This window comes from Stenotrophomonas nitritireducens, from assembly GCF_050984405.1.
In the GTDB taxonomy this organism is placed as follows: Bacteria; Pseudomonadota; Gammaproteobacteria; order Xanthomonadales; family Xanthomonadaceae; genus Stenotrophomonas; species Stenotrophomonas nitritireducens_B.
The window spans coordinates 1,367,302-1,389,195 of record NZ_CP158790.1 but is presented as its reverse complement, the minus strand read 5'-3'; the positions used below and the strand labels follow the sequence as shown (position 1 = coordinate 1,389,195).

Below are 21,894 nucleotides of genomic sequence, written 5' to 3'. Positions count from 1 at the left end.
ATGGGCACGCCCATGCACCGGCCATCACCAGCAACCCCGGTTCAACCCACAATCCCGCCAATGATGAGGAGAGACATCATGAGGTACCGCAAGTCCGTACTGTCCGCCGCCATCGTCACCTGCCTGAGCTTCTCCGCGCACGCGCAGGACGCCAGCAAGGAAACGACCGACCTCGACCGCGTCGTGGTCACCGGCATCCGCGCCAGCCTGCAGCAGTCGCTGGAAACCAAGCGCAACGCCGATGCCATCGTCGACGTCATCACTGCCGAGGACGTGGGCAAGTTCCCCGCCACCAACGTGGCCGAGGCGATGACCATCATCCCGGGCGTGACCATCGACCGCGCCTACGGGCAGGGCGAGAAGGTCTCGATCCTGGGGACCGACCCGGCGTTGAACCGCACCCTGCTCAATGGCCAGTCCATCGCGTCGGGCGACTGGAACATGTCCGACTTCCCGACCCGCACCTTCAACTATTCGCTGCTCGCGCCTGAACTGGTCGGCAAGGTGGAAGTGTTCAAGTCGCCGGAAGCGCGCATCGACGAGGGCTCGATCGGTGGCACGGTGATCGTCTCGACCCGCAAGCCGCTGGACATGCCGGAAAAGATGAGCCTGTCCGGCCGCGTGAGCTATGGCCGCAACGACCGCGTGGAAAAGACCGACCCCAATGCTTCGGCCGCCTTCGCGTGGAAGAACGACGCGGGCAACTTCGGCGTCATCGTCTCGGCGCAGGCGTCCAACGAGAGCATCCGCCGCGATGGCATCGAGTCCTACGGCATCGTGCGGGCCAAGGACTACATCGCCGGCGTGGGTGGCGCGCCCGGCTCGGTGACCAACCTCCCGCCGGACTGGTCCAAGCCGCCGGTCGGCGGCGTACAGCCGACCCTGCCGGCCACCTGTACCGGCACCTGTGCGGAAACCCTGTACGCCAACCCGAACGCGGTGGGCCCCAACTCCACCAGCGCGCACTTCTTCGAACAGGAACGCGAGCGCAAGACCTACTCGCTGGCGCTGCAGTTCAAGCCGGTCGAGCAGATGAACATCGAGTTGAATGCGCTGAAGATCGACGCCAATTTCGACCACATGGCGCAGTCGATGTTCACCCATCAGGGCAATACCTGGAACAGCCTGAAGACGCTGAGCGACATCACCGTCAAGGATGGCCTGATCACCAGTGCCAGCCACAAGAACGGCCTGGTGGTGTTCGACCTGCAGAACCGCCGCGCCAACGTCGAGTCGTCGACCTATGACGTCAAGCTCGACTGGAACGACGAGCGCTGGTTCGCTTCCACCCACATCGGCCGCACCAAGGCCGACGGCGGTCCGCAGCAGGTGTTCGGTGAATTCCTGGCCCGCACCGACTACACCTGGTCCATCGCCGATGCGCCGGGCAAGCCCGGCAGCGTGAAGTTCACTGGCAACAATCCCTTCCTCAACCCGGACCAGTTCCAGATGGATGGCGGCTGGGCCGGCGCCTCGGGCAGCCCGGACAAGCCGGACTGGAATACGGGTTGGGGCGGCAACCTGGTCGACAAGCCGACCGTCGACAAGGAGACCTATGGTCAGGTCGACTTCGGCATCAAGCTCGACTCGCCGGTCTACCTGGTCCGCTTCGGCTACAAGCAGCGCAAGCACGAGACCAGCCAGGTCCAGCAGGGTATCGGCCTGGCGGCAGTGGGCGGCTACGGTGACGCCAAGGCTTCGGACTTCGATCCGCGCGAGCTGCCCGGCAACTACCTGGGCGGCTTCAACGGCTATGGCGACCTGGGCAAGCGCTTCACCATCGACGGCTGGAAGCTGGCCGAGTACATCAGCAGCGGGAGGTGGCTGGCGCCGTGGCAGACCATGCCCGTGGTCTCGCCGTTCAGCGCCGAGGAGTTCGCGCGCAACAACTGGTCGATCAAGGAGGACATCGGCGCCGCCTACGTGCAGGCCGACTTCAGCTTCGACAAGCTGCGCGGCAACATCGGCGTGCGCTATGTGCGCACCGACCTGGAATCGGGCAGCTACGAGTGCAACACCGGCCTGGCCGGATGCACCCAGAGCACCTGGAGCGCCGAAAAGCTTGCGGCCTCCTACGACCCGGTGGTGAAGAAGAACAAGTACAACAACGTGCTTCCGAACCTGAACCTGGTCTATGACGCCACCGACTCGCTGGTGCTGCGCGCTTCCGCCGCCAAGACCATCGCCCGGCCGAACTACACCGACATCTCGTCCTACCTGTGGCTCTCCGACACCGCGCTGACCGGCGGCGGCGGCAACCCGAACCTCAAGCCGTACCAGTCCACCAACCTGGACTTCTCGGCCGAGTGGTACTTCTCCGAGAACGCCATCATCGCCGGCTCGATCTTCTATCGCGACGTGGCCGACTACATCCTCACCGAGTCCACGCCCGAGACGCACTGGAACCAAAACCAGAACAAGAACGACACCTACCTGGTGGATCGTCCGCGCAATGCCGGCGATGCCAAGATCAAGGGCTATTCGCTGGCCTGGCAGCAGAACTTCGGCCTTGGTTTCGGCATCGTGGCCAACTACACCTACTCCGATGGCGAAGCCACCGGCGGCCGCCCGCTGCCGTTCAACTCGAAGAACCAGTTCAACATCAGCCCGTTCTTCGAGAACGACACCTGGACCGCGCGCGTCACCTATGGCTGGCGCGACAAGTACTTCACCAACGTCAGCGCCGGCCGCCAGCTGTGGACGATGGACTACGCCTCGCTGGACGCGTCGATCGCCTTCAGGATCAACGAAAACCTGTCCGTCGGCCTTGAAGGCATGAACCTGCTGGACGAGCAATACCACTCCTATTCGGGCGTGGAACAGCTCACCCGCGGTGCCTACCTGAGCGGCCGCCGCTACATGGCCTCGCTGCGCTTCGCCTTCTAAAGGGCGGAGCACCAGCAGGGAATACCGATTGCGTTCTTTCTCCTCCAACGGGCCTGGAGCTTTTCCAGGCCCGATTTTTTTTACAGTGGTGACCGGCGGCCTGCTTTGCATGCCCCGCCGGCCGAACGTGGCGCGCGCCGCCACGCTTCCATCCAGTTCCAGGGAGTCACGATGATCCGAAACAGAATCGCCGCCATGTCGCTGGCAGCCGCCCTGCTCACCGCGCTCTCCATGGCCGCCGGCTGCACGCCCGCGTCCTCTACCGCGCCTCCCCTGGCCATGCCGGCCGCCGAGGTAAAGGGCGTGCCGTTGATTCCGTTGCCGGCCGTGGTCCGGCCGGCCGATGGCCGCTTCGTCGTCGATGCGACCACCATGATCCGTGCTCAGGGAGATGCGGCCAGCCGCGTGGCCGCACGATTCACCGAACTGCTGGGCAGTACCACGCCGCTGCGGCTGGCTGACGGCCAGGGTCAGGGCATCGAGTTCCGCATCGTTCCCGCGCCGTCCGGCACATCGCCGGAGGCTTACACGCTGCACATCGCTACCGATGGCATCACCATCGAAGCCGGCGAGGAGCACGGGCTCTTCAATGGCGCGATGACGCTGTGGCAGCTGCTCGCCGGACCACAGGCCAACGCGGTGGCGCTGCCGGCGATGCATATCGAGGACGCTCCGCGTTTCGCATGGCGCGGGCTGATGATTGATTCCGCACGCCATTTCTGGAGCGTGGAGCAGATCAAGGCGCTGCTTGACGCAATGGCCACGCACAAGCTCAACACGTTCCACTGGCACCTGACCGACGACCAGGGCTGGCGCATCGAGATCAAGCGTTACCCGAAACTCACCGAAGTCGGCGGGTGCCGGGTGCCGCAGGGCGATGCCGGCCGCAGGGCCGACGGCACGCCCAACCTGTATTGCGGCCACTACACGCAGGAGCAGATCCGCGACGTGGTGGCCTATGCCGCCGCCCGCCACATCACCATCGTCCCGGAGATCGACGTGCCTGGCCATGCGCAGGCGGCGGTGGCGGCCTATCCGGAGCACGGCGTGGTCGATGGCCCGACCGAGCCTTCGCACAACTGGGGCGTCAACCCCTATCTGTTCAATCCGCGCGAGGAGACGCTGCAGTTCCTGGAAAACATCCTGGCCGAAGTGATAGAGCTGTTCCCCGGCCCCTACGTGCATGTCGGCGGCGATGAGGCGGTGAAGTACCAGTGGCAGGCCTCACCCGCGGTGCAGGCGCACATCCGCGAGCTCGGCCTCAAGGACGAGGAAGCCCTGCAGTCGCACATGCTCAAGAGGCTGGAGACGTTCCTGGAAGAACACGACCGCAAGCTGATCGGCTGGGACGAGATCATCGAGGGCGGACTGCCGCCGCAGGCCACGGTAATGTCATGGCGCGGCATCGAGGGCGGCATCGAGGCCGCCACCCACGGCCACGACGTGGTGATGACGCCGGGCAATACGCTGTATCTGGACTTCCTGCAGACCAACCTGCCGGACGAACCGCCGGGCCGGCCCAAGTTCACCTCGATGCAGAAGATCTATGCGTTCGACCCGGTTCCGGAACAGCTGCAGGCCAAACAGCGCCGGCACGTGATCGGTGTGCAGGCCAACATGTGGACCGAGCACACACGTACCTGGGAGCGCCTGCAGCACAATCTATTCCCGCGCATGGCGGCGTTGGCCGAGATTGCGTGGACACCGCTGCAGCGCAAGGACTATGACGATTTCCTGGTGCGTCTGCCGGTGCAGCTGCAGCGCTACAGGGCGCTCGGCATCGCCTATGGCCAGACCGCCTTGTCGGTGGCGATGCAGCGCCAGGACGACCGCGCCGGCAACCAGGTCCGCGTCGAACTGTCCAATCCGCTGGGCTATGGCGACATCCGCTACACCACCGACGGCACCGCCCCGTCGGCGCAGTCGCCCGCCTACCGCGCGCCGCTGACCCTGCCGGTGCCCACGGATCTGAAGGCCGCCGCCTTCTTCGATGGCAGGCCGGTGGCCGATAAGGCCAGCCAATGGAGCCTGGACGCCGCATCGCTGCTGACCCGCACCGACAAGACCCTGGCGCAATGCCCGCAGGGCGGCCGCCTGCTGCTGCGGCTGGAGGACGACAACCCGATCGATGGCGCGCGCGCGAACTTCGACGTGACCATCTTCAACCCGTGCTGGCTGTGGGAAGGCGCGCAGTTGCAGGACGTGGCCTCGATCCGGGTGCGCGCCGGCCGCATTCCCTACAACTTCGGCCTGCTGCGCGAGGAGGAAGCCAAGCGTGGCTTCCGCAGGGCGGTGGCCGCGCATGGCGAATTCGAGGTCCGCGACGGCTGCGAAGGACCAGTGCTGGCTTCCGTGCCCTTGCCGGAAGCGCCGGATGCGGATGGCTTCATCTCGCTGGACGCGCCGCTGCGCCCACGCAGCCGCAATACCGCTGACCTGTGCATGACCTTCAGCGGCGACACACGGCCAAGAATGTGGGTATTGCAGCAGGTGACGTTGCGGACCGGTGCCCGGTAAGCCCTTCTCCTGCGAAGTGGGAAAGCGGGTTTGCGCGCAACTGGCGCGCATGCCCTGAAGCGCCCACGCCGCTGGAATGGGCCGGGGCGCGGGGCGGGGATGGAGTATGGGGCAGGCGGAGCACGATGGTTCACTTCATGGACGCATCCGCCCCTCATCCGCCCTTCGGGCACCTTCTCCCGCAGGGAGAAGGACAGCCTCAGGGATACAGCAGGTAACGCGCGCGCACCGCCTCGAAGCGGCGCAGCTCCGGCTGCCAACGCGCCTGCATCGCCTCGAGCGTGTCGCCGCGCTCGATCGCCTGGCGCAGCCAGGCATTGCCGGCCAGCTTGTCGAAGAAGCCCGCCGTCGCGCCCGGCGCGTCGGACTGGAAGCGGAACGCGTCCGGATACAGGTCGTGCAGCGCCTTGACCACCGCCAGCCCGGTGCGGAACGGCTGGAACGCCTCGCGGTCGATCACGTGCACCTGCACGCCGCCGCAGACCTTGCCCTCGTGCTTGGAGAAGCTGGGCGTGAACGCGGTCGGCCGGAAACGCACGCCGGGCAGGTCGAGCGCGTTGAGCGTGTCGGCCAGCTGCCGCGCATCGACGAACGGCGCGCCGATGGTTTCGAACGGCCGCGTGGTGCCGCGGCCCTCGGAGACGTTGGTGCCTTCCAGCAATGCCGTGCCCAGGTAGACCAGCGCGGTATCGCGCGTGGGCATGTTGGGCGACGGCGGCACCCACGGCATCGCCCCGCCCGGCTCGGCATCGCCGCGCTGCCAGCCGTGCATCGGCACCACCGCCAGGTCGGCGCCGATGCCGAACTCGCCGTTGAACAGGCGCGCCAGCTCGCCGATGGTCATGCCGTGGCGCACCGGGATCGGGAACATGCCGATGAACGAGGCCTGCTCAGGCTCCAGCACCGGCCCTTCCACCTTGAGCCCGCCGACCGGATTCGGGCGGTCCAGCACCCACACCGGGATGCCGTCGCGCCGGGCCGCACGCAGCACGTTGGCAAGCGTGTACGGGTAGGTGTAGAAACGCGCGCCGACGTCCTGGATGTCGAACAGCAGCAGGTCGATGCCCTGCAGCATCGCCGGCGTCGGCTCGCGGTGCTCGCCGTAGAGGCTGTGCACCGGCAGCCCGGTGGCCGCGTCGCGCGACGAATCCACATGCCCACCGGCCTGCACGTCGCCACGCACGCCGTGTTCGGGGCCGAACAGCGCCACCAGCTGGATGTCCCCGCGCGCGGCCAGCAGGTCGATATCGCTGCGCAGCGCACGGTCCACGCCGGTCATGTTGGTGACCAGGCCGATGCGCTTGCCCTTCAGGTCGCCGGCGCGCTCGCGCAGCAGCACTTCGATGCCGGGTTCGGGGCCGCTGCCGTGCGCCTCGGTGGCCTGCGCCGAAGCCGTCCCCGCCAACAGCAGCCCGCACAGCAGAAGGTTTCTCATGTATCCATGCATGCGCGTATCCGGGAGATGGGAAGCGATGGGCAACGATAGCCGATCATCGGATAATCCGGGTTGGCCTTCGTCCTGCCGGATACCCGTGATGCGTCGATTGCTGTGGCTGTCCTTCTTCCTGCTGGCACCCTGCAACCAGGCACGAGCCGACGACGTGCTCGTTCCCTCGCTGATACCGCTGCCGGCCTCGATGCAGATCGATGCCGGCGCAGCCGCTTTCCGCGTGGACGGCGCCACCGTGATCCATGCCGATGGCGACGCCGCGATGCGCGTGGCCGGGCAGCTCAATGCCTTCCTCGCCAGGGCCGGCCACGCGCCGCTGCGCATCGCCGATGGCCAGGGCCGTGGCGTCCGCCTCGATCTCGAGGCGGGCCGCGGCATTCCTGCCGAAGGGTATGCGCTCACCGTCGCCGACGACGGCATCACGATCCGCGCCAGCGACGAAGCCGGCCTGTTCCATGGCGCGATGACGCTGTGGCAGTTGCTCACACAGGGCGAAGGCCCGCGCATGGCGCTGCCGGCGATGCGCATCGAGGATGCGCCGCGTTTTCCGTGGCGCGGCTACATGCTGGATTCGGCCCGGCATTTCCAGACGCCGGCGCAGGTGAAGCAGCTGCTCGATACGATGGCGCTGCACAAGCTCAACGTGTTCCATTGGCACCTGACCGACGACCAGGGTTGGCGCATCGAGATCAAGCGCCATCCGCGGTTGACCCAGGTCGGCGGCTGCCGCATACCCGCCGGCGATGCCGGCACCGATCCGGCCAGCGGCAAGCCGGCGCGGTACTGCGGCTGGTATTCGCAGGACGACATCCGCGACATCGTCGCCCACGCCGCCGCGCTGCACATCACCGTGGTGCCGGAGATCGACATGCCCGGCCACGCCACCGCCGCCATCGCCGCGTATCCGGCGCTGGGCACCGAAGGCCGGGAAATCCCGGTCTCGGCGCACCGCGGCATCCACGCCAACCTGTTCAACGTGGACGACGCCACGTTCGACTTCCTCGACGGCGTGTTCGCCGAAGTGGCGCAGCTGTTCCCCGGCCCCTACATCCACGTCGGCGGCGACGAGGCCATCAAGACGCAGTGGCAGGCGTCGCCGCGCGTGCAGGCCAGGATGCGCGAACTCGGGTTGGCCGACGAAGCCGCGCTGCAGAGCTGGTTCATCCATCGCCTGGAAACCAGCGTGCATGCGCACGGCAAGCGCCTGATCGGCTGGGACGAGATCCTCGACGGCGGCCTGGCGCCCGACGCCACGGTGATGTCCTGGCGCGGCATCGAAGGCGGCCTGGCCGCGGCGCGCCAGGGCCACGACGTGGTCATGTCGCCCAACGCCAACCTGTACCTGGACTACCTGCAGACCGATTCCCCGGACGAACCCGGCGGCCGGCCCCGCCCGAAGCTGATCCCGATGGAGAAGTTCTACCGCTTCGAACCGGTACCCGAGGCGCTGGACGCGGACCGGCGCCACCACATCCTCGGCCTGCAGGCGAACATGTGGACCACCGACGACGTGCGCTTCGCCGCGGTCGAACACAACACCTTCCCGCGCCTGCTGGCGGTGGCCGAGACCGGCTGGACGCCGAAAGCGCGCAAGGATTACGCCAGCTTCCTGCAACGCCTGCCGGCCTGGACCCGGCGCTACGAAGCGCTGCGCGTCGGCTACGCACGCACGCCGTTCCGCGTGCTGATGGACGATGCGCCCGCCGGCCACGACAAGGCGACGCTGCGCCTGTCCAATCCGCTCGGCTACCCGGTGCGCTACACACTCGACGGCAGCGCCCCCACGCAAGGCTCACCGCTGTACGCCGGCCCCATCGAGGCGCGATTGCCGGTGCAGCTGCGCACCGCCGCCTTCGCCGACGGCACCGCGCTGCAGCCGGCGGAACGTTTCGACGTCACCGCCGCCAGCCTGCGCACCCGCGGCAACGCCCAGCTGCAGCCCTGCATCGCCGAAGGCCCGGTGCTGCGCATGCAGGACGACACGGTGCAGGACGATGGCCAGCGCGCCCTGTTCAACGTCGCCTTCATGCAACCGTGCTGGCGCTGGGACCAGGCGCCCATGGCCGGCGCGGAAAGCATTGAAGTACGCGCCGGCCGCCTGCCCTACATCATCGACCAGAGCGAGGAAGAGAACGCCCGCCGCCGCTTCCTGCCGGCGCGCAGCGCGCACGGCGAACTCGACATCCGCGCCGGCTCCTGCGACGGCGACCTCATCGCCACCGCGCCCCTCCCGGCCCACCCCGACGCCGACGGCTTCATCACCCTGCGCGCGCCGCTGCTGCGCCGCTCCGAGAAGACCGAAGCGCTGTGCATCCGCTTCAGCGGCGACTTCCGCCCCGACATGTGGGTGGTGGACAGAGTGACGCTGCGCTAGCTCCGCCTTCGGCGGAGGGGTGTCCATACAAGACCTGACGCCTGAATCAAGCCACGCCGCAAAATGACATCAGCTCGGATGAATTGCTAGATCTCACCCGAGTGGCTTGAATCCGTCTTGTGCCCGACTCGAAGCATCAGCACCCCAAAAAACGCAAGCAGCGAGCCAACGAGAAGGTTGAATGTACCGACGAATACGCGGAGACCGGGGGAGTCCGCCGGGCCGACGATACGGGCTGGAATCCCATACTTGCCGGGGGAGACAAGCTGACCGGTTGTCAGAAAGTACCAACCGACAAAGGCGAAGAAGCCAGTAGCTACCAGAAGGCAGAACGCGCCAAGAAGCCGATAGGCAACCAGCGAGACCCTGCTGGAGAATTTTCCCGCGATATAGATGACGAAAGGCAGGAACAAGGCGGAGGAAAACGCTAAGAGGGCGACACCATCATCCATGCGATCCACGCCTAATTAAGCCGTGCCGCGAAGCGGCATCGGCTTGAATGAGTTGCTGGGCGGCGTCACGGATCAGGTGACACCGCCGGCTCAACCGCTTTTGCAGACTTGGCCAAAGCCGCCAACTCTACAACCGTGAACTGCTTGAGTTGCTGGAACGCCGGATGGAATGGCGCTTCCCGTCCCCAGCCTTCACCGGCAACAACGACCTCTTCCCCGTTCGGCGTTACGAAGAAGTAGCCAAACTCGCCGTCCATGGCCGCAAGCGGAACAACAACGATGGATTTGCCATCAGCGCAGGCATAGATGTTCCAGGTGGCTTTGCCGAATTCGCGCTGTACAGGCCCCGACTCGCAGGCAAGCGGAGTCTCTGGCCCGGTCGCTACAGCGGATGGAGGGGCCAGCAAAAGGGCAAGAACAAGAACTTTCATTGGCGAGAGCCCCTTGGCAAGTCGCTGACGCCCGGGTTAAACCGCGCCGCGGGGCAGCACCGGCTTGAATGAATTGTCAGACTCCGGCACGGCGCTGTATGTCCGCGCGGGACTGGAGAGTTGCACCGCAAAACGGGCAGTACAGGACCACCATGTCGAACCAGCCAACCCCTTGGTCCGTGTTCGCATACCCGACTGCCAGGTACAGGACACCGTTCTCCTCAACCCGAAACAACTTTTCAGGTGGCGATATCATCGCATCTCTCATATCGCTGCAGCAGTTCCCAAAGCTCGTCATAGAATCCTCCAGCGCGTATCGCCTGAATTAAGCCGCGCCACGAAGCGGCATCGGCATGAATGAACCTTCAGGCGGCAGACTAGGTCGCTGCCGTGCGACCCGGCAAGTAGGGCGGAACCTTTTGTTGGAGCAGCCGGACGAGCTCCGGAGCCATGTACTCGAACTGGTCGGGGATGCCCAGCACGGCCATGCGCTTGCCGCGGAGTTGAGTCCGGAACCTGGCCGCGACCTTGGACCTGTGCGCAGCCTCCATGACCAGCACGGTATCTGCCCAGGCGATCAACTCGGCCGAAACAGGACAGTCCGCGTCATTGGCTGTCCCGGCGGAAGCGGTCTCCACGCCAGGCCAATCCGCGAACACCTGCTCCGCCGTCGGGCTGCGCAGGCGGTTCTTGCCACAGACAAAGAGAACGTTGTGCATCAAATCTCCTCCTGCGACTTGGCGCCTGAATCGAGCCGCCTCGCAAAGCAAGGCCTGCTCGAATGAATTGTCAGGCGGCTGCCTATCCATCGCGCCCGCGCATGTTTGATACCTCCACAATCTCAGTCACGTACAGAACGTGCCTGCACATTCCCAGACCACCATAGCTACCGGCAGGACCGAGCCTTCCCCGAACCACGACATCGGATATGCCCCATTGGCCATTGGTGTCCTTTGCGGGGAGCATGGCTTTGCTCATGGTGCCAGCGTCGATGCACCATGCTTCGTCCTTCCCGTTAGGGGTGAGATAGGAGCTCTCAAAGTTATAGAAGTACTCACCCCTATAGATGGGATCTTTTACCGGTGCATAAGCGCAAGCTGACAATAGGGTCGAGAGAACCACTACCCGAGCTGCTGCATTCTTCATTGCTGCGCCCAAACTACTAGCCCAATGACCGGCAACACGAGTACCTCGCAAGAGATCCCGGCCACATACGCCGCATGGCCTGTCCGCGATCTCGGCACGTAATGCCGGGGCGTAAACATTGTCGTATTTCCCGTGCCGGCTTCTTTGCATGGCACGGTATCACTCGGAGCAAACCCTCTCAAAGCGTGTGACGGATTCCAGGAAGCCCGGGGCGTTGCCGGTAGAGCCGTCAATGCCCCCTGCAGGCACCCCATGAAGGTGACGCCAGTCGCGAAGGCATTTCCTTCGGCCCTCACCTGCGGGGCAGGTTCTGTGGGAAGCGGGATCTGGCTGCAGGCCTTTCGCGGCTGAAGCCGCTCCTACGGCTTACGGGCTTCGCGGCGCGGCTGCAGCCGCAGCAACAGATCGCGCAGCGGGGTGAATGCCGTCGCCAGTCCCACCGCCACGCCGACGGTATTGGCCAGCGCGTCGAACGGGTCGGCGCTTCGGGTGTCGGTCAATGCGCCCTGCGCGAATTCGATGCATACGCCCACCGCCACCAGCGCCAGGCCGATGGCCAGCAGCGCGCGGCCGCGGCGGAACAGCTGCACGGCGCTGGCCGACAACAGGAAATAGGCGATGAGATGCTCGGCCTTGTCGCCATTCTCCGGCAGCGACGGCAATGGCGGCGGGGGGATCAGGCACACCACGATCACGCCGAGCACCGCCAGCGCCCACAGGCCGATCCAGAACGGCAGGTGGCGCAGCGGCTTGAACAGCGTATGCCTCACAGGCGCCAGGTCAGGTCGCCCATCGCGAATGCCGCCGATAGGTCCACGTCGCGGCTGAAGCCCATCACCTGGAAGCGTTCGCCCATCTCGGTGGGCAGGGTCAGGCGCTTGAACTGTTCGCGCAGGCGCATGCGCCCGACTTCGTCGGCGCGTTCGTCGGCTTCCTCGAGCAGGCCGGTGATGCCGTTGCCGAACAGGAAGCCGGCCTGGTGGCAGTAGCCGGCCAGGTCGAAGCCGGCGCCGGTGCCGGCTTCGGCCAGCGCGGTGAAATCCACCGAGGCGGTGATGTCCTGCAGGCCCGGCCACAGGTAGACGTCGTTGTGCACGCGGTGGCGGTAGAACGCGCGCAGGGTGCCGTCGCGGCGGTCGTCCTGGTAGAACTCGGCGCGGCTGTAACCGTAATCGACGAACAGCATGGCGCCGCGGCGCAGGCCGCCGGCCACCGCCTGGATCCAGTACGGCAGCTGCGGCAGCAGTTCGGAGCGGTAGCCGTCGGCGAAGGGACGCTCCAGGTAGCGCTCCACGTGCCGCACCGCCGCCGACAGCAGCATGTCCGCCGGCTGCGCGCCGCGCACGAAGCGGCCTTCGCCGTCGAGTTCGACGGTCTCCTCGTAGACCTCGCCCGCGTCGATGAGGAAGCGCGGCGTGGGCAGGGCGTCGATCACCTCGTTGGCGAACAGCACGCCGTCCCATTCATCCTCGAACGGGCGGTCCAGCCATTCCACGCGCGCGAACACCGCCGGGTCGAGCGCGTCCTGCAGGCGCTGGCGCTGGCGCTGGCGCAGGTCGGCGCTGGGTTCGAGGATGGCGTAGCGCGCCGGCAGCGCGTCCAGTCCGGCCAGGCGCCCGAGCGCGGCCTCGGCGAACGCGCCGCTGCCGCCGCCCAGTTCCAGCACGCGCGCCTGCGTACCAAGCTCGCGCAATGCCGGCGCCAGCGCGTTGGCGGTGGCCGCGGCGAACAGCGTGCCCATTTCCGGGGCGGTGACGAAATCGCCGGCGGCGCCGAACTTGCTGGCGCCGGCGCTGTAATAGCCCCAACCCGGCGCGTAAAGCACCAGCTCCATGAACCGCGAGAACGGCACCGCGCCGCCCTGTGCGAGGATCTCCGCGCGCAGGTGCGCGGCCAGCTGATCGCTGTGGGCCAGCGCGTCGGATTCGGGCAGGGGCAGGTCGGAATGCATGGGACGGCGGTTTGCGGGGACAATGCACAGGATAGCCGAGCGAGGAAAACGCAGATGACGGATCCGCAACGGGTGGCCCTGGTGACTGGCAGCGCGCGCCGCATCGGCGCGGTCATCGCCCGCCACCTGCACGGCCATGGCTACCGGCTGGCCCTGCATGCGCACCAGTCGGGCGAGGAACTGCAGGCGCTGGCCTTCGACCTGGAGAGCGAGCGCCCGGGCAGCGTGCTGGCGGTGCAGGCCGACCTGCGCGACGCGCAGGCGCTGCCGGAGCTGGTGGAGGAAGTGGTGGGGCATTTCGGCCGGCTCGACGCGCTGGTCAACAACGCCTCCAACTTCTTCCCCACCCCGTTCGGGCAGGTGCAGGTGGAACAGTGGGACGAGCTGTTCGCGGTCAACGCACGCGCGCCGTTCTTCCTGGCCCAGGCCGCGGCGCCGCACCTGCGCCGGCAGCGCGGCGCCATCGTCAACCTGACCGACCTGCACGCCAGCCAGCCGCTGCGCGACCACCCGGCCTATTCGGCGGCCAAGGCCGCGCTGGAGATGACCACGCGCACGCTGGCGCTGGAACTGGCGCCGCACGTGCGGGTGAACGCGGTGGCGCCCGGCGCGATCCTGTGGCCGGAACAGGGCAAGAGCGAGGCAGCCAAGCAGGCACTGATGGAACGCACGCCGATGGCGCGCACCGGCACGCCGCACGAGATCGCCGCGGCGGTGCGCTGGCTGCTCGACGACGCCGGTTACATCACCGGGCAGACGCTGCGGTTGGATGGCGGGCGCACGCTGACGTAGGAGCCGCTGCAGGAGCGCACTTCAGTGCGCGATGGGGCTTCACCGGTGAATCCCACACTCGCAGGCTGCCGCGGAAGGATCTGCCTGCAAGCCCTTTCGCGCACTGAAGTGCGCTCCTACGGTGCGCTCCTGCGGGTGCGCATCTACAGGTCCACGATGTCGAACGCATCGCCGTGCTGCGGGTGCGCCTGCCACATCTGCCGCAGGCTGAGGCCGCGGACCGGGTCGACGAAGTCCGGCGCGATGTCGGCCAGCGGCTTGAGCACGAAGGCGTGCTTCAGTTCGGGCCGGGGAATGCGCAGGTGGCCCGGGCCTTCCACCACCAGGTCGCCGTAATACACCACGTCGATGTCCAGGGTGCGGTCGCTGAAACGCGGCCCGCTGCGGTCACGGCCGTGCGCGTCCTCGACCGCGTGCAGCCAGTCGTCCAGTTCCGCCAGCGGCAGGTCGGTGTCGAGCATCACCGCGTTGTTGAGGAAATCCGGACCGTCGAAGCCCACCGCCGGCGTGCGGTACGCGGGGGAAACGGCAATCTGCCCGAAGCGCTCGCGCAGTACCCGTACCGCCGCCTGCAGATGGTGTTGCGGGCGCAGGTTGCTGCCCAGGCTCAGTAGGACGGTCGTCATCGGGTCGGGTGGGTCGCGGCGCGCCGCGGAATCGGGACGCACATGATAGGGCTTTGAGCCAGGAACGAGTGGAGAGGAACCAGGAACGAGTAAAGGCAGCGGCAACAACCCATGCTCACGCTCCTGCTTGCGCTCTCCCTGGTTCCTGGTTCCTCTCCACTGGTTCCTGGCTTCCTACCCCGTGCCCAGCGCGTCGGCCACGGCGCGGAATACGCGCTGCATCTCCAGCGGGCGCGGCAGCACGTGCACGCTGATGCCCGACGGCGCCAGGCCGTCGGCGAACGCCTCGTTGCCGTTCTCTTCCAGCACGATCGCCGGGCCGCGGTAGCCCATGTCCTGCATCTCGGTCAGCAGCTGCCCGGCGGACAGCAGCGGAATGCCGCTGTCCACCAGCACCACGTCCGGCATGCCGGCTTCCTGCAGGTGGCGCATCGCCGCGGCGCCGTCGGCCGCCAGCCGCAGCCGGTAGCCCTGGCTGGCCAGCGCGTTGCCCAGCAGCGACAGGCGCGTGGCCTCGTCGTCGACCACCAGGATCCGCTGGCCCCGGCCCGCCGGTACCGCCGGCATCGCGCCGTCCTCGCGCTCCACCGCCGCCGCGTGCAGCGGCAGCAGCAGGTCGAAGCGGGTGCCCTCGCCCGGGCGGCTGGAAACGGAGATGGTGCCGTCCAGGCTTTCCACGATGCGCTTGCACGAAACCAGCCCCAGCCCGGTACCGCTGGCCTTGGTGGTGAAGAACGGGCTGAACAGCCGGTCGACCGTCGCCTCGTCCATGCCGATGCCTTCGTCCTGCACGCGGATGCACAGGCGCTCGCCGTCGGTAGTGGCCACCCGTTCGGCCAGCAGGCTAAGGCGCCCGCCGTCGGGCATGGCCTGGATCGCGTTGAGCGCAAGGTTGAGCAGCACCTGCTGCAGCTCGGTGTAGTTGCCCTCCACCGCCAGGCGGTCGTCGCGCACCTCAAGGTGCAGGTCGACATTGCCCGGCAGGCTGCTCTTGAGCAGCATTCCCACCGCCTGGAACAGGCGCTGCAGCACGATGCGTTCGCTGGGCAGGCGCGAACCGCGCACGAAGGACAGCATCGACTCGACCATCTCGTGGCCGCGCCTGCCGCATTCGGCGATCACGTCGGCCAGCCGCACCACCTTGGGGTCGTCGCTGCGGTCGCGGATCAGGTCCGGCACGATCAGCAGCGGCTGCAGGATGTTGCGCAGGTCGTGGCTCAGGCCGGCGGCCAGCAGCGCCAGGCTTTCCAGCCGCTGCGCGCGCATCAGCTCGTCCTCGACCCGCAGCCGTTCCATCTCGCGCCGCGCCTCGCGCACGGCGCGCGCCACCGCCGACGGCAGCCGCGCCGGCAGGTGCTTGATGATGTAGTCGTTGGCGCCCTCGTGCAGGGCCTGCACCGCGGTTTCCTCACCCATCGTCCCGGAGACGAAGATGAAGGGCACCTGCGGATGCAGCTCGCGCAGGATGCGCAGCGCCTGGTAGCCGGAGAAGCCCGGCATGCTCAGGTCGGAAAGCACGATGTCCGGCGTCCACCGCGCCAGCAGCGCGCGCATCTCCGCTTCGCTGTCGACCCGCTCGAAGCTGCCCTCCAGGCCGGCCTCGAGCATCTGGTCGCACAGCAGTTCCGCATCCTCGGGTGAGTCCTCCACCAGCAGGATGCGCAGGGGACCCAACGGCGCTCCCTTGTTGGGCATGGGGCCTTACTCCTGGTCGGGCGCCTGGTTGATGACCGCCCAGAAAGTGCCGAGCGTCTTGACCGCGTTGAAGAACTGGTCCACGTCCACCGGCTTGACCACGTAGGCGTTCACGCCCAGGTCCCAACTGCGCGCCAGGTCGCTCTCCTCGCGCGAGGACGACAGGATCACCACCGGCATGCGCTTGAGCTCCTCGTCGCCGCGGATGCGCTGCAGCACTTCCAGGCCGTCCATGCGCGGCATCTTGATGTCCAGCAGCAGCACCGCCGGCAGGCCTTCCTCGCGGTTGGCGAAGGCGCCGCGCCGCATCAGGAAGTCCATCGCCTCCACGCCGTCCTCCACGTGCACGATGGGATTGGCCAGGCGCGCATCGCGCAGCGCGTCGATCGCCATCTCGGCGTCGGCGGGGCTGTCTTCGGCGAGCAGGATGGTACGGAGCGGACTCATGCGGGTGGACCTCAGCTGTGCGCCTCGGGCGCAGGGGGGGGAAGAATGAAATGGAACGTGGCGCCCTGGTCGACCTGCGCCTCGGCCCAGATCCGGCCGCCATGGCGGGTAAGCACGCGGCGCACGCTGGCCAGGCCGATGCCCGTGCCCGGGTAATCGCTGGCCTTGTGCAGCCGCTGGAACACGCCGAACAGCTTGCCGGCGTACTGCATGTCGAAACCGGTGCCATTGTCGCGTACCGTGAACTGCTGGCTGCCGTCGGGCAGCTGGCGCGCGGACACATCGATGACCGCGGGCTCGCGGCCGGCAGTGTACTTCACCGCATTGCCGAGCAGGTTCAGCCACACCTGGCGCATCATGTTCTCGTCGGCCACCAGCACCGGCAGCGGCCCGATGTTCCACTCGACCTCGCGCGCCTTGCCGTCGACGCCGGCCTCGGCCTGCAGGTTGGAATCCAGCAGCGAGCGGGTGTCGGCCACCAGCGACTGCATGTCCACCGCCTGCATGCGCATCGCGCCGCGGCCGAGCCGGGAATAGACCAGCAGGTCGTCGATCAGCGCCGCCATGCGCCGCGCCGATTCGCCGATGACCTGCAGGTAGTGGCGCGACTTGTCGTCCGCGCCCTCGCCCAGGTGCCGGACCAGTTTGTCGGAGAAGCCGGCCACGTGCCGCAGCGGCGCGCGCAGGTCGTGCGAGACCGAATAGCTGAACGCTTCCAGCTCGCGGTTCACCTCGGCCATCTGCTCGACCTTGCCTTCCAGCTGCCGGTTGAGCTCCTCCACCCGCTGCTGCACGGCGCGCTGCAGGGTGACGTCGCTGACCGTCATCAGCACCACTTCGTCTTCCGTATCCGGCAACGGCATGCGCCGGGCGTTGATCAGCATGATCCGGACCACGCCGTCCACGCCGCGCTGCTCGTGTTCGTAGTCCCACAGCTCGCGGCCGCGCAGCAGCACGTCGGCCAGGCGCTGGCGGATGATGGCGTCGGCCCAGGCGCCTTCGCCGACGGACTGCAGCAGCTGGCCGTTGACCGCGTCATCCTCGGCGCCGTAGAGCTCGCTGAAGGCCGCGTTGTGCAGCACGATGCGCTGCTCGCTGTCGAGCAGCACGATCGGTTCGCGCACGGTCTGCAGCACCGCGCTGGCGCGGGCGCTGGCCTGCAGCAGGCGTTGTTCGGCGCGGGTGCGGCGGCCGATCTGCCGCTTCAGCAGCCACAGCACCAGGCCCAGCAGCAGCAGCTGCGCGGCCAGCGTGCTCCAGGTGACGATGGTGGAAAGGCGCTGCTGCCGCTGCGCCGCGGCCACGCGCTTGCCCAGCAGCTCATCCTCGTGGCGCTGCAGTTCCACCACGATGTCGCGGATCGGATAGCTGAAGGTCATTTCCTCGATCAGCTCGCGCTGGCGCGGCGAATCGACGCTGCCGGCGATCTGCTTGGCCAGCGCCATGCGCCGTTCCAGCATCGAGGTGATGCGGCCGATGCGCACCAGCTGCTCCGGGCTGTCGCTGACCAGGTTCGACAGTTCGGCGAGCGTGACGCCTATGCTGTCGGCGCGGCGCAGGCGCTGCCGCAGCGCGTCCGACTCCACGCCCTTGGACAGGGTCAGGGCCGCCGACTCCACGTCGCGGATGTCCGCCTGCAGCACGTAGAGCCGCGCGCCCACCGCCTGGGTATGCGACACCCAGTTGGCGGCGTTGATGCTGTCGCGCGAAAGCTGCAGCAGCAGCAGCGACGGCACCACGATGATCAGCAGCGCGGCCAGCCCCAGGCCGGCGAAACGCCAGCGATCCCATCCCTCGTCGGTGAATCGATAAGCCATCCTCATTCCTTGCCATGTGACGGGAACGGCCGCCGCGGCGTCCGGCAATGCACGCCCGGCCGCATGAACCGCGGCAACGCCGGAATACACGAATCCGCCGCACGCGCGCGGGTCGGCCCACAAGCATTGCACGATTCACCGGCGGAGTGAACGCAGGCCACGCGCGGCCGCATTAAGGCACCATCGCAGTGCCGACCAGCAGTGCCTGCGCGTCCACGCCGCGCACGTCCCTGACGCCCGCGGCGGCGGCCACCACTGCGTCGCGGGTGACCCTGTCCGCGACCTGGCCTTCCAGGGTGACCATGCCCTCGAGGGTGGCGACCCGCACCTGCGCGGCGCCGTCGCGCTGCAGCGGCACCAGCGCCGCGCGGATGCGCGTGGTGATCCAGGCATCGCTCATCCGCCCGGACACGCCCGCTTCCGGCGGCGCCGGCAGCACCGGATCCTGCGGCGGCGCCGCTTCCTGCGCCTGCAGCGGCAGTGCCGCCAGCAGGCAGGACAACGCGATGCCCCACACGCACGCCAGACCCGTCGTCTTCATCGTCCCGCGCCTCCCATCGGCCTGTTCACGCACCATCGTTGGCCGCCTTGACCGCATGCCCGCCGAAACCGCTGCGCATCTGCGCCAGCACGCGGTCGGCGAAGGAATTGGATTCGCGCGAGCGCAGGCGTTCGAGTAGCGAGAGCGTGATCACCGGCGCCGACACGTCCAGGTCGATCGCCTCGCGCACCGTCCAGCGGCCTTCGCCGGAATCCTGCACGTACGGGGCGATGCCTTCCAGCCGCGGGTTGCGCTGCAGCGCCTCGGCGCCGAGGTCGAGCAGCCAGGAACGCACCACACTGCCGTGGCGCCACACATCGGCCACCTGCGCCAGGTCCAGCTCGAACTCCCGCTTTTTTTCCATCAGCGCGAAGCCTTCGGCGTAGGCCTGCATCATTCCGTACTCGATGCCGTTGTGGACCATCTTGCAGAAATGCCCGGCGCCGACCGGCCCGACATGCGCCCAGCCGCGATCGGCGGCGGGCGCCAGCGCCTCCAGCGCCGGCCGCAACCGTGCCATCGCATCGGCCTCGCCGCCCAGCATGAGGCAGTAGCCTTCCTGCAGGCCCCAGACGCCGCCGCTGGTGCCGCAGTCGGCGAAGGCCACCTGCGCCTGCCCGCAGCGCTGCGCGCGGCGCAGCGATTCCCGGTACCAGGAGTTGCCGCCATCCACCACCAGGTCGCCTGGCGAGAGCAGCGGCAGCAGCTGTTCCAGCACCGGGTCGACCACGTCGGCCGGCACCATCAGCCACAGCACGCGCGGCGCCGGCAGTGCCTGTACCAGCGCCTCCAGTGTCACGGCCGTCGCCACGCCGGCGGCGGCCAACCGCTCGCGCGCTTCCTGCCCCGGATCGAAGCCGGTCACGGCGACGCCGCCGCGGTGCAGGCGCTGCGCCATGTTGGCGCCCATGCGCCCCAGCCCGATCATGCCCAGTTCCATGTTCCACCTCGTTGGTCGATGTATGCGGTTTGCGCCGCGCAGTCGCGCAGCTGCGCCTGCAGCCAGCGCCGGAACAGCGTGGTGTGCAGATTGTGCAGGGCCAGGTCGATGCTGTACGGCGTGCGCGGGTTGCGGTCGAGCAGGCGCGCGATGTGATAGCCCAGCGGGCGGATGCCCTTGGGGTGCACGTAGAGCATCAGCCCGCGGTAGACCGGATCGGCGAGCAGTCCGTCCATCTGCGCCAGCAGCGGCCGCTGCGCTTCGGGCAACGCCGCGCGCAGCGCCGGGTCGCGTTCGTGCAGCAGCCGCTCGAAATAGCGCCCGCCACCGTCGGGCATCCGCCGCGACAGCTCCCACAGGCGCCGGTTGAGATCGTCGTAATGGACGAAGCCGCCGTGCCGCGCCAGCGCCTCCGCAGCTTCCTCGCTCACGTCGACGATGACGAAGTTCTCGGCCTGGTTGTTGATGTCGTCCAGGTGGCCCTTGTCGAACACATGCTCGATGAAGCCGGGCACGCCCATGAACGCCTGCCGCCCCAGGCGCGCGGTGCGCACCGCTTTGCCGTCGGCGAAAAACTCGCCGGCGTTGGCGCCGAGCAGGATGCTGGGCGTGTCGTGCAGGGTGAGGAAGGTGCCGATGGACAGCTCGCCCGGCGCGAACTCGCGGTCGAAACCGGCATCGCCGTACAGCTCGCGCTGCGTGGCCAGCTGCGCGACCTGGCGGCCGACGCCGCACTCCGAACGCACGTGGCCGCTGTAGAACGCCTCGATCGCGGCGGAATTGGAACCGTCCGGCGCGTAGCCGCGGCCGAAACTGCGGAAGCGCTGCCAGCCCTGCGCGCGGGCGCCGCGGAGCCCGAAGCCGATCCAGCCCAGCTGCAGTGCGGAGAACCGATACCCGCGGTTGTCCTGCAGCCGGGTGGCGGCGCGGCGCGCGGCATCGCCCAGCCGGAACGCGTAGGCGCACAGCGTCGCCGGGTCGTCGAGCAGGCCGCGGTAGAAGTCCGCGCGCCGCGCATCGTCATAGCCGCGGGGGACGTCGGCGCGCAGGTCGCCGTGCCGGCGCGCGTCGTCCAGCGAGGCGCGCCGGCAGGGTTCGCCGCCATGGACCGCGGGCGCGTCGGCCGCGGTTTCCCGCACCTGCCAGCCGAGCCGCTGCAGCAGCGGCAGCACACAGGAGGCGTGGTCCGCGGCCGGTGCCGGCGACGGCAGGCCCAGCAGCGCCAGCGCGCACCCCGCCAGCCAGGCCGGGACACGGGAGGCGCGTATCACCGCGCGCCGTCCCCGGGCGCTGTCGCCACCGGCGCCAGGTACTGCCGCAGGCGTTCGAAGAAGTGGCGGTAGAACTGCGCATCCTGCACCGTGCGGCTGGCCACGCGCACCAGCGAATCGTCCTTGCCGCCGAACGGCAGCGACACCGAGCCCAGCGCGCCGACGCCGACGCTGGCCGAGGTCGGCGACTTCTTCAGCGCGTAACGGTCCTGCACCGCGCTGGCGAACACCTGCGCGCCGCCGTCGCCGCGCGGCGCGCAGGACACGCGCAGCACCAGCTGCTCGTGCAGCTCTTCCTCCGGCTGGAAATTCTTGTTGGCCTCGACGCTGTCGGCGCCGGCGCGGGTGATCGCGTAGCCCTGCCCCAGCAGCGCGCGGCGCGCGGCCTCGCAGGCCTGCGCGGGCGTGGCGTCGACATCGCGGGTATAGGTGTCGCCGGAATCGAACGATTCGCGCACCAGCGTGCTGTCGGCGGCGCGGTTGCCGCAACCGGCCGCGGCGGCGCAGGCCAGGACCAGCAGCATGCGGAAAGAAGGCCCGTGCATGGCACCTCCACGA

General features: G+C 68.1%; 18 protein-coding genes. 4 read left to right on the top strand and 14 right to left on the bottom strand.

The window, feature by feature from the left end; translation table 11 throughout:
- The first annotated feature begins 78 nt into the window (after nucleotides 1–78).
- Nucleotides 79–2,886, top strand: a complete 2,808-nt coding sequence (locus ABTV91_RS05850; protein WP_433853665.1) for a TonB-dependent receptor — start codon at nucleotides 79–81, stop codon at nucleotides 2,884–2,886.
- Nucleotides 2,887–3,057: 171 nt separating this feature from the next.
- Complete coding sequence (locus ABTV91_RS05845) at nucleotides 3,058–5,403, top strand: beta-N-acetylhexosaminidase (RefSeq protein WP_433853664.1); 2,346 nt, start codon at nucleotides 3,058–3,060, stop codon at nucleotides 5,401–5,403.
- 199 nt (nucleotides 5,404–5,602) lie between these two features.
- Here the strand turns inward: ABTV91_RS05845 and ABTV91_RS05840 are convergent, their stop codons facing one another.
- A complete protein-coding gene (locus ABTV91_RS05840; RefSeq protein WP_433853663.1) occupies nucleotides 5,603–6,838 on the bottom strand; it encodes an exo-beta-N-acetylmuramidase NamZ family protein in 1,236 nt (411 codons plus the stop codon).
- A gap of 100 nt (nucleotides 6,839–6,938) precedes the next feature.
- On the opposite strand from ABTV91_RS05840, the gene ABTV91_RS05835 reads away from it, so the two are divergent.
- Entirely contained in the window at nucleotides 6,939–9,227 is a 2,289-nt protein-coding gene (locus ABTV91_RS05835; RefSeq protein ID WP_433853662.1) for a beta-N-acetylhexosaminidase, read from the top strand.
- Nucleotides 9,228–9,313: 86 nt separating this feature from the next.
- On the opposite strand, the gene ABTV91_RS05830 is transcribed toward ABTV91_RS05835, so the two are convergent.
- The 5 genes from ABTV91_RS05830 to ABTV91_RS05810 form a co-directional block, all read right to left on the bottom strand.
- On the bottom strand, nucleotides 9,314–9,679 hold the full coding sequence (locus ABTV91_RS05830) for a hypothetical protein (protein ID WP_433853661.1): 366 nt from the start codon (nucleotides 9,677–9,679) through the stop codon (nucleotides 9,314–9,316).
- A 65-nt stretch (nucleotides 9,680–9,744) separates the two neighbouring features.
- Nucleotides 9,745–10,110 (bottom strand): hypothetical protein, encoded by a 366-nt coding sequence (locus ABTV91_RS05825; RefSeq protein ID WP_433853660.1) that lies wholly within the window; start codon nucleotides 10,108–10,110, stop codon nucleotides 9,745–9,747.
- A gap of 377 nt (nucleotides 10,111–10,487) precedes the next feature.
- The gene (locus ABTV91_RS05820; protein WP_433853659.1) at nucleotides 10,488–10,832 is read right to left on the bottom strand and encodes a low molecular weight protein tyrosine phosphatase family protein; all 345 of its coding nucleotides are present in this window, start codon (nucleotides 10,830–10,832) and stop codon (nucleotides 10,488–10,490) included.
- 783 nt (nucleotides 10,833–11,615) lie between these two features.
- Nucleotides 11,616–12,035 (bottom strand): VanZ family protein, encoded by a 420-nt coding sequence (locus ABTV91_RS05815; RefSeq protein ID WP_433854129.1) that lies wholly within the window; start codon nucleotides 12,033–12,035, stop codon nucleotides 11,616–11,618.
- Complete coding sequence (locus tag ABTV91_RS05810; protein WP_433853658.1) at nucleotides 12,023–13,207, bottom strand: class I SAM-dependent methyltransferase; 1,185 nt, start codon at nucleotides 13,205–13,207, stop codon at nucleotides 12,023–12,025. Before ABTV91_RS05810 ends, ABTV91_RS05815 begins: the two co-directional genes overlap by 13 nt.
- 54 nt (nucleotides 13,208–13,261) lie before the next feature.
- Here ABTV91_RS05810 and ABTV91_RS05805 point away from each other — a divergent pair, with 54 nt between their 5' ends.
- On the top strand, nucleotides 13,262–13,999 hold the full coding sequence (locus ABTV91_RS05805; RefSeq protein WP_433853657.1) for a pteridine reductase: 738 nt from the start codon (nucleotides 13,262–13,264) through the stop codon (nucleotides 13,997–13,999).
- Between the two features lie 143 nt (nucleotides 14,000–14,142).
- Here ABTV91_RS05805 and folK read toward each other — a convergent pair whose 3' ends face one another.
- The 8 genes from folK to ABTV91_RS05765 form a co-directional block, all read right to left on the bottom strand.
- A complete protein-coding gene (gene folK, locus ABTV91_RS05800) occupies nucleotides 14,143–14,625 on the bottom strand; it encodes a 2-amino-4-hydroxy-6-hydroxymethyldihydropteridine diphosphokinase (RefSeq protein ID WP_433853656.1) in 483 nt (160 codons plus the stop codon).
- 174 nt (nucleotides 14,626–14,799) lie between these two features.
- On the bottom strand, nucleotides 14,800–16,320 hold the full coding sequence (locus ABTV91_RS05795) for a response regulator (RefSeq protein WP_433853655.1): 1,521 nt from the start codon (nucleotides 16,318–16,320) through the stop codon (nucleotides 14,800–14,802).
- A 6-nt stretch (nucleotides 16,321–16,326) separates the two neighbouring features.
- On the bottom strand, nucleotides 16,327–16,767 hold the full coding sequence (locus tag ABTV91_RS05790) for a response regulator (protein ID WP_433853654.1): 441 nt from the start codon (nucleotides 16,765–16,767) through the stop codon (nucleotides 16,327–16,329).
- An 11-nt stretch (nucleotides 16,768–16,778) separates the two neighbouring features.
- Nucleotides 16,779–18,584 carry a sensor histidine kinase gene (locus ABTV91_RS05785; RefSeq protein ID WP_433853653.1) on the bottom strand — a complete coding sequence of 602 codons (1,806 nt, stop codon included), beginning with the start codon at nucleotides 18,582–18,584 and terminating at the stop codon, nucleotides 16,779–16,781.
- 172 nt (nucleotides 18,585–18,756) lie between these two features.
- Nucleotides 18,757–19,125, bottom strand: a complete 369-nt coding sequence (locus tag ABTV91_RS05780; protein ID WP_433853652.1) for a BON domain-containing protein — start codon at nucleotides 19,123–19,125, stop codon at nucleotides 18,757–18,759.
- 25 nt (nucleotides 19,126–19,150) lie between these two features.
- Nucleotides 19,151–20,065 carry a phosphogluconate dehydrogenase (NAD(+)-dependent, decarboxylating) gene (gnd, locus tag ABTV91_RS05775; protein ID WP_433853651.1) on the bottom strand — a complete coding sequence of 305 codons (915 nt, stop codon included), beginning with the start codon at nucleotides 20,063–20,065 and terminating at the stop codon, nucleotides 19,151–19,153.
- Nucleotides 20,050–21,333, bottom strand: coding sequence for a hypothetical protein (locus ABTV91_RS05770; RefSeq protein WP_433854128.1), 1,284 nt, complete (start codon nucleotides 21,331–21,333; stop codon nucleotides 20,050–20,052). The genes gnd and ABTV91_RS05770 overlap by 16 nt, the downstream gene beginning before the upstream one ends.
- Nucleotides 21,333–21,881 (bottom strand): DUF2242 domain-containing protein, encoded by a 549-nt coding sequence (locus tag ABTV91_RS05765; RefSeq protein WP_433853650.1) that lies wholly within the window; start codon nucleotides 21,879–21,881, stop codon nucleotides 21,333–21,335. Before ABTV91_RS05765 ends, ABTV91_RS05770 begins: the two co-directional genes overlap by 1 nt.
- Between the last annotated feature and the right edge of the window lie 13 nt (nucleotides 21,882–21,894).

Bases quoted from the DNA above. Each gene is read 5' to 3' on its own strand.
- ABTV91_RS05785 (WP_433853653.1), bottom strand. From the start codon at position 18,584: ATGGCTTATCGATTCACCGACGAGGGATGGGATCGCTGGCGTTTCGCC.
- ABTV91_RS05835 (WP_433853662.1), top strand. From the start codon at position 6,939: ATGCGTCGATTGCTGTGGCTGTCCTTCTTCCTGCTGGCACCCTGCAAC.
- ABTV91_RS05765 (WP_433853650.1), bottom strand. From the start codon at position 21,881: ATGCACGGGCCTTCTTTCCGCATGCTGCTGGTCCTGGCCTGCGCCGCC.
- ABTV91_RS05795 (WP_433853655.1), bottom strand. From the start codon at position 16,320: ATGCCCAACAAGGGAGCGCCGTTGGGTCCCCTGCGCATCCTGCTGGTG.
- ABTV91_RS05840 (WP_433853663.1), bottom strand. From the start codon at position 6,838: ATGAGAAACCTTCTGCTGTGCGGGCTGCTGTTGGCGGGGACGGCTTCG.
- ABTV91_RS05780 (WP_433853652.1), bottom strand. From the start codon at position 19,125: ATGAAGACGACGGGTCTGGCGTGCGTGTGGGGCATCGCGTTGTCCTGC.
- ABTV91_RS05790 (WP_433853654.1), bottom strand. From the start codon at position 16,767: ATGAGTCCGCTCCGTACCATCCTGCTCGCCGAAGACAGCCCCGCCGAC.
- ABTV91_RS05845 (WP_433853664.1), top strand. From the start codon at position 3,058: ATGATCCGAAACAGAATCGCCGCCATGTCGCTGGCAGCCGCCCTGCTC.
- gnd (WP_433853651.1), bottom strand. From the start codon at position 20,065: ATGGAACTGGGCATGATCGGGCTGGGGCGCATGGGCGCCAACATGGCG.
- ABTV91_RS05810 (WP_433853658.1), bottom strand. From the start codon at position 13,207: ATGCATTCCGACCTGCCCCTGCCCGAATCCGACGCGCTGGCCCACAGC.
- ABTV91_RS05850 (WP_433853665.1), top strand. From the start codon at position 79: ATGAGGTACCGCAAGTCCGTACTGTCCGCCGCCATCGTCACCTGCCTG.
- ABTV91_RS05825 (WP_433853660.1), bottom strand. From the start codon at position 10,110: ATGAAAGTTCTTGTTCTTGCCCTTTTGCTGGCCCCTCCATCCGCTGTA.
- folK (WP_433853656.1), bottom strand. From the start codon at position 14,625: ATGACGACCGTCCTACTGAGCCTGGGCAGCAACCTGCGCCCGCAACAC.
- ABTV91_RS05805 (WP_433853657.1), top strand. From the start codon at position 13,262: ATGACGGATCCGCAACGGGTGGCCCTGGTGACTGGCAGCGCGCGCCGC.
- ABTV91_RS05830 (WP_433853661.1), bottom strand. From the start codon at position 9,679: ATGGATGATGGTGTCGCCCTCTTAGCGTTTTCCTCCGCCTTGTTCCTG.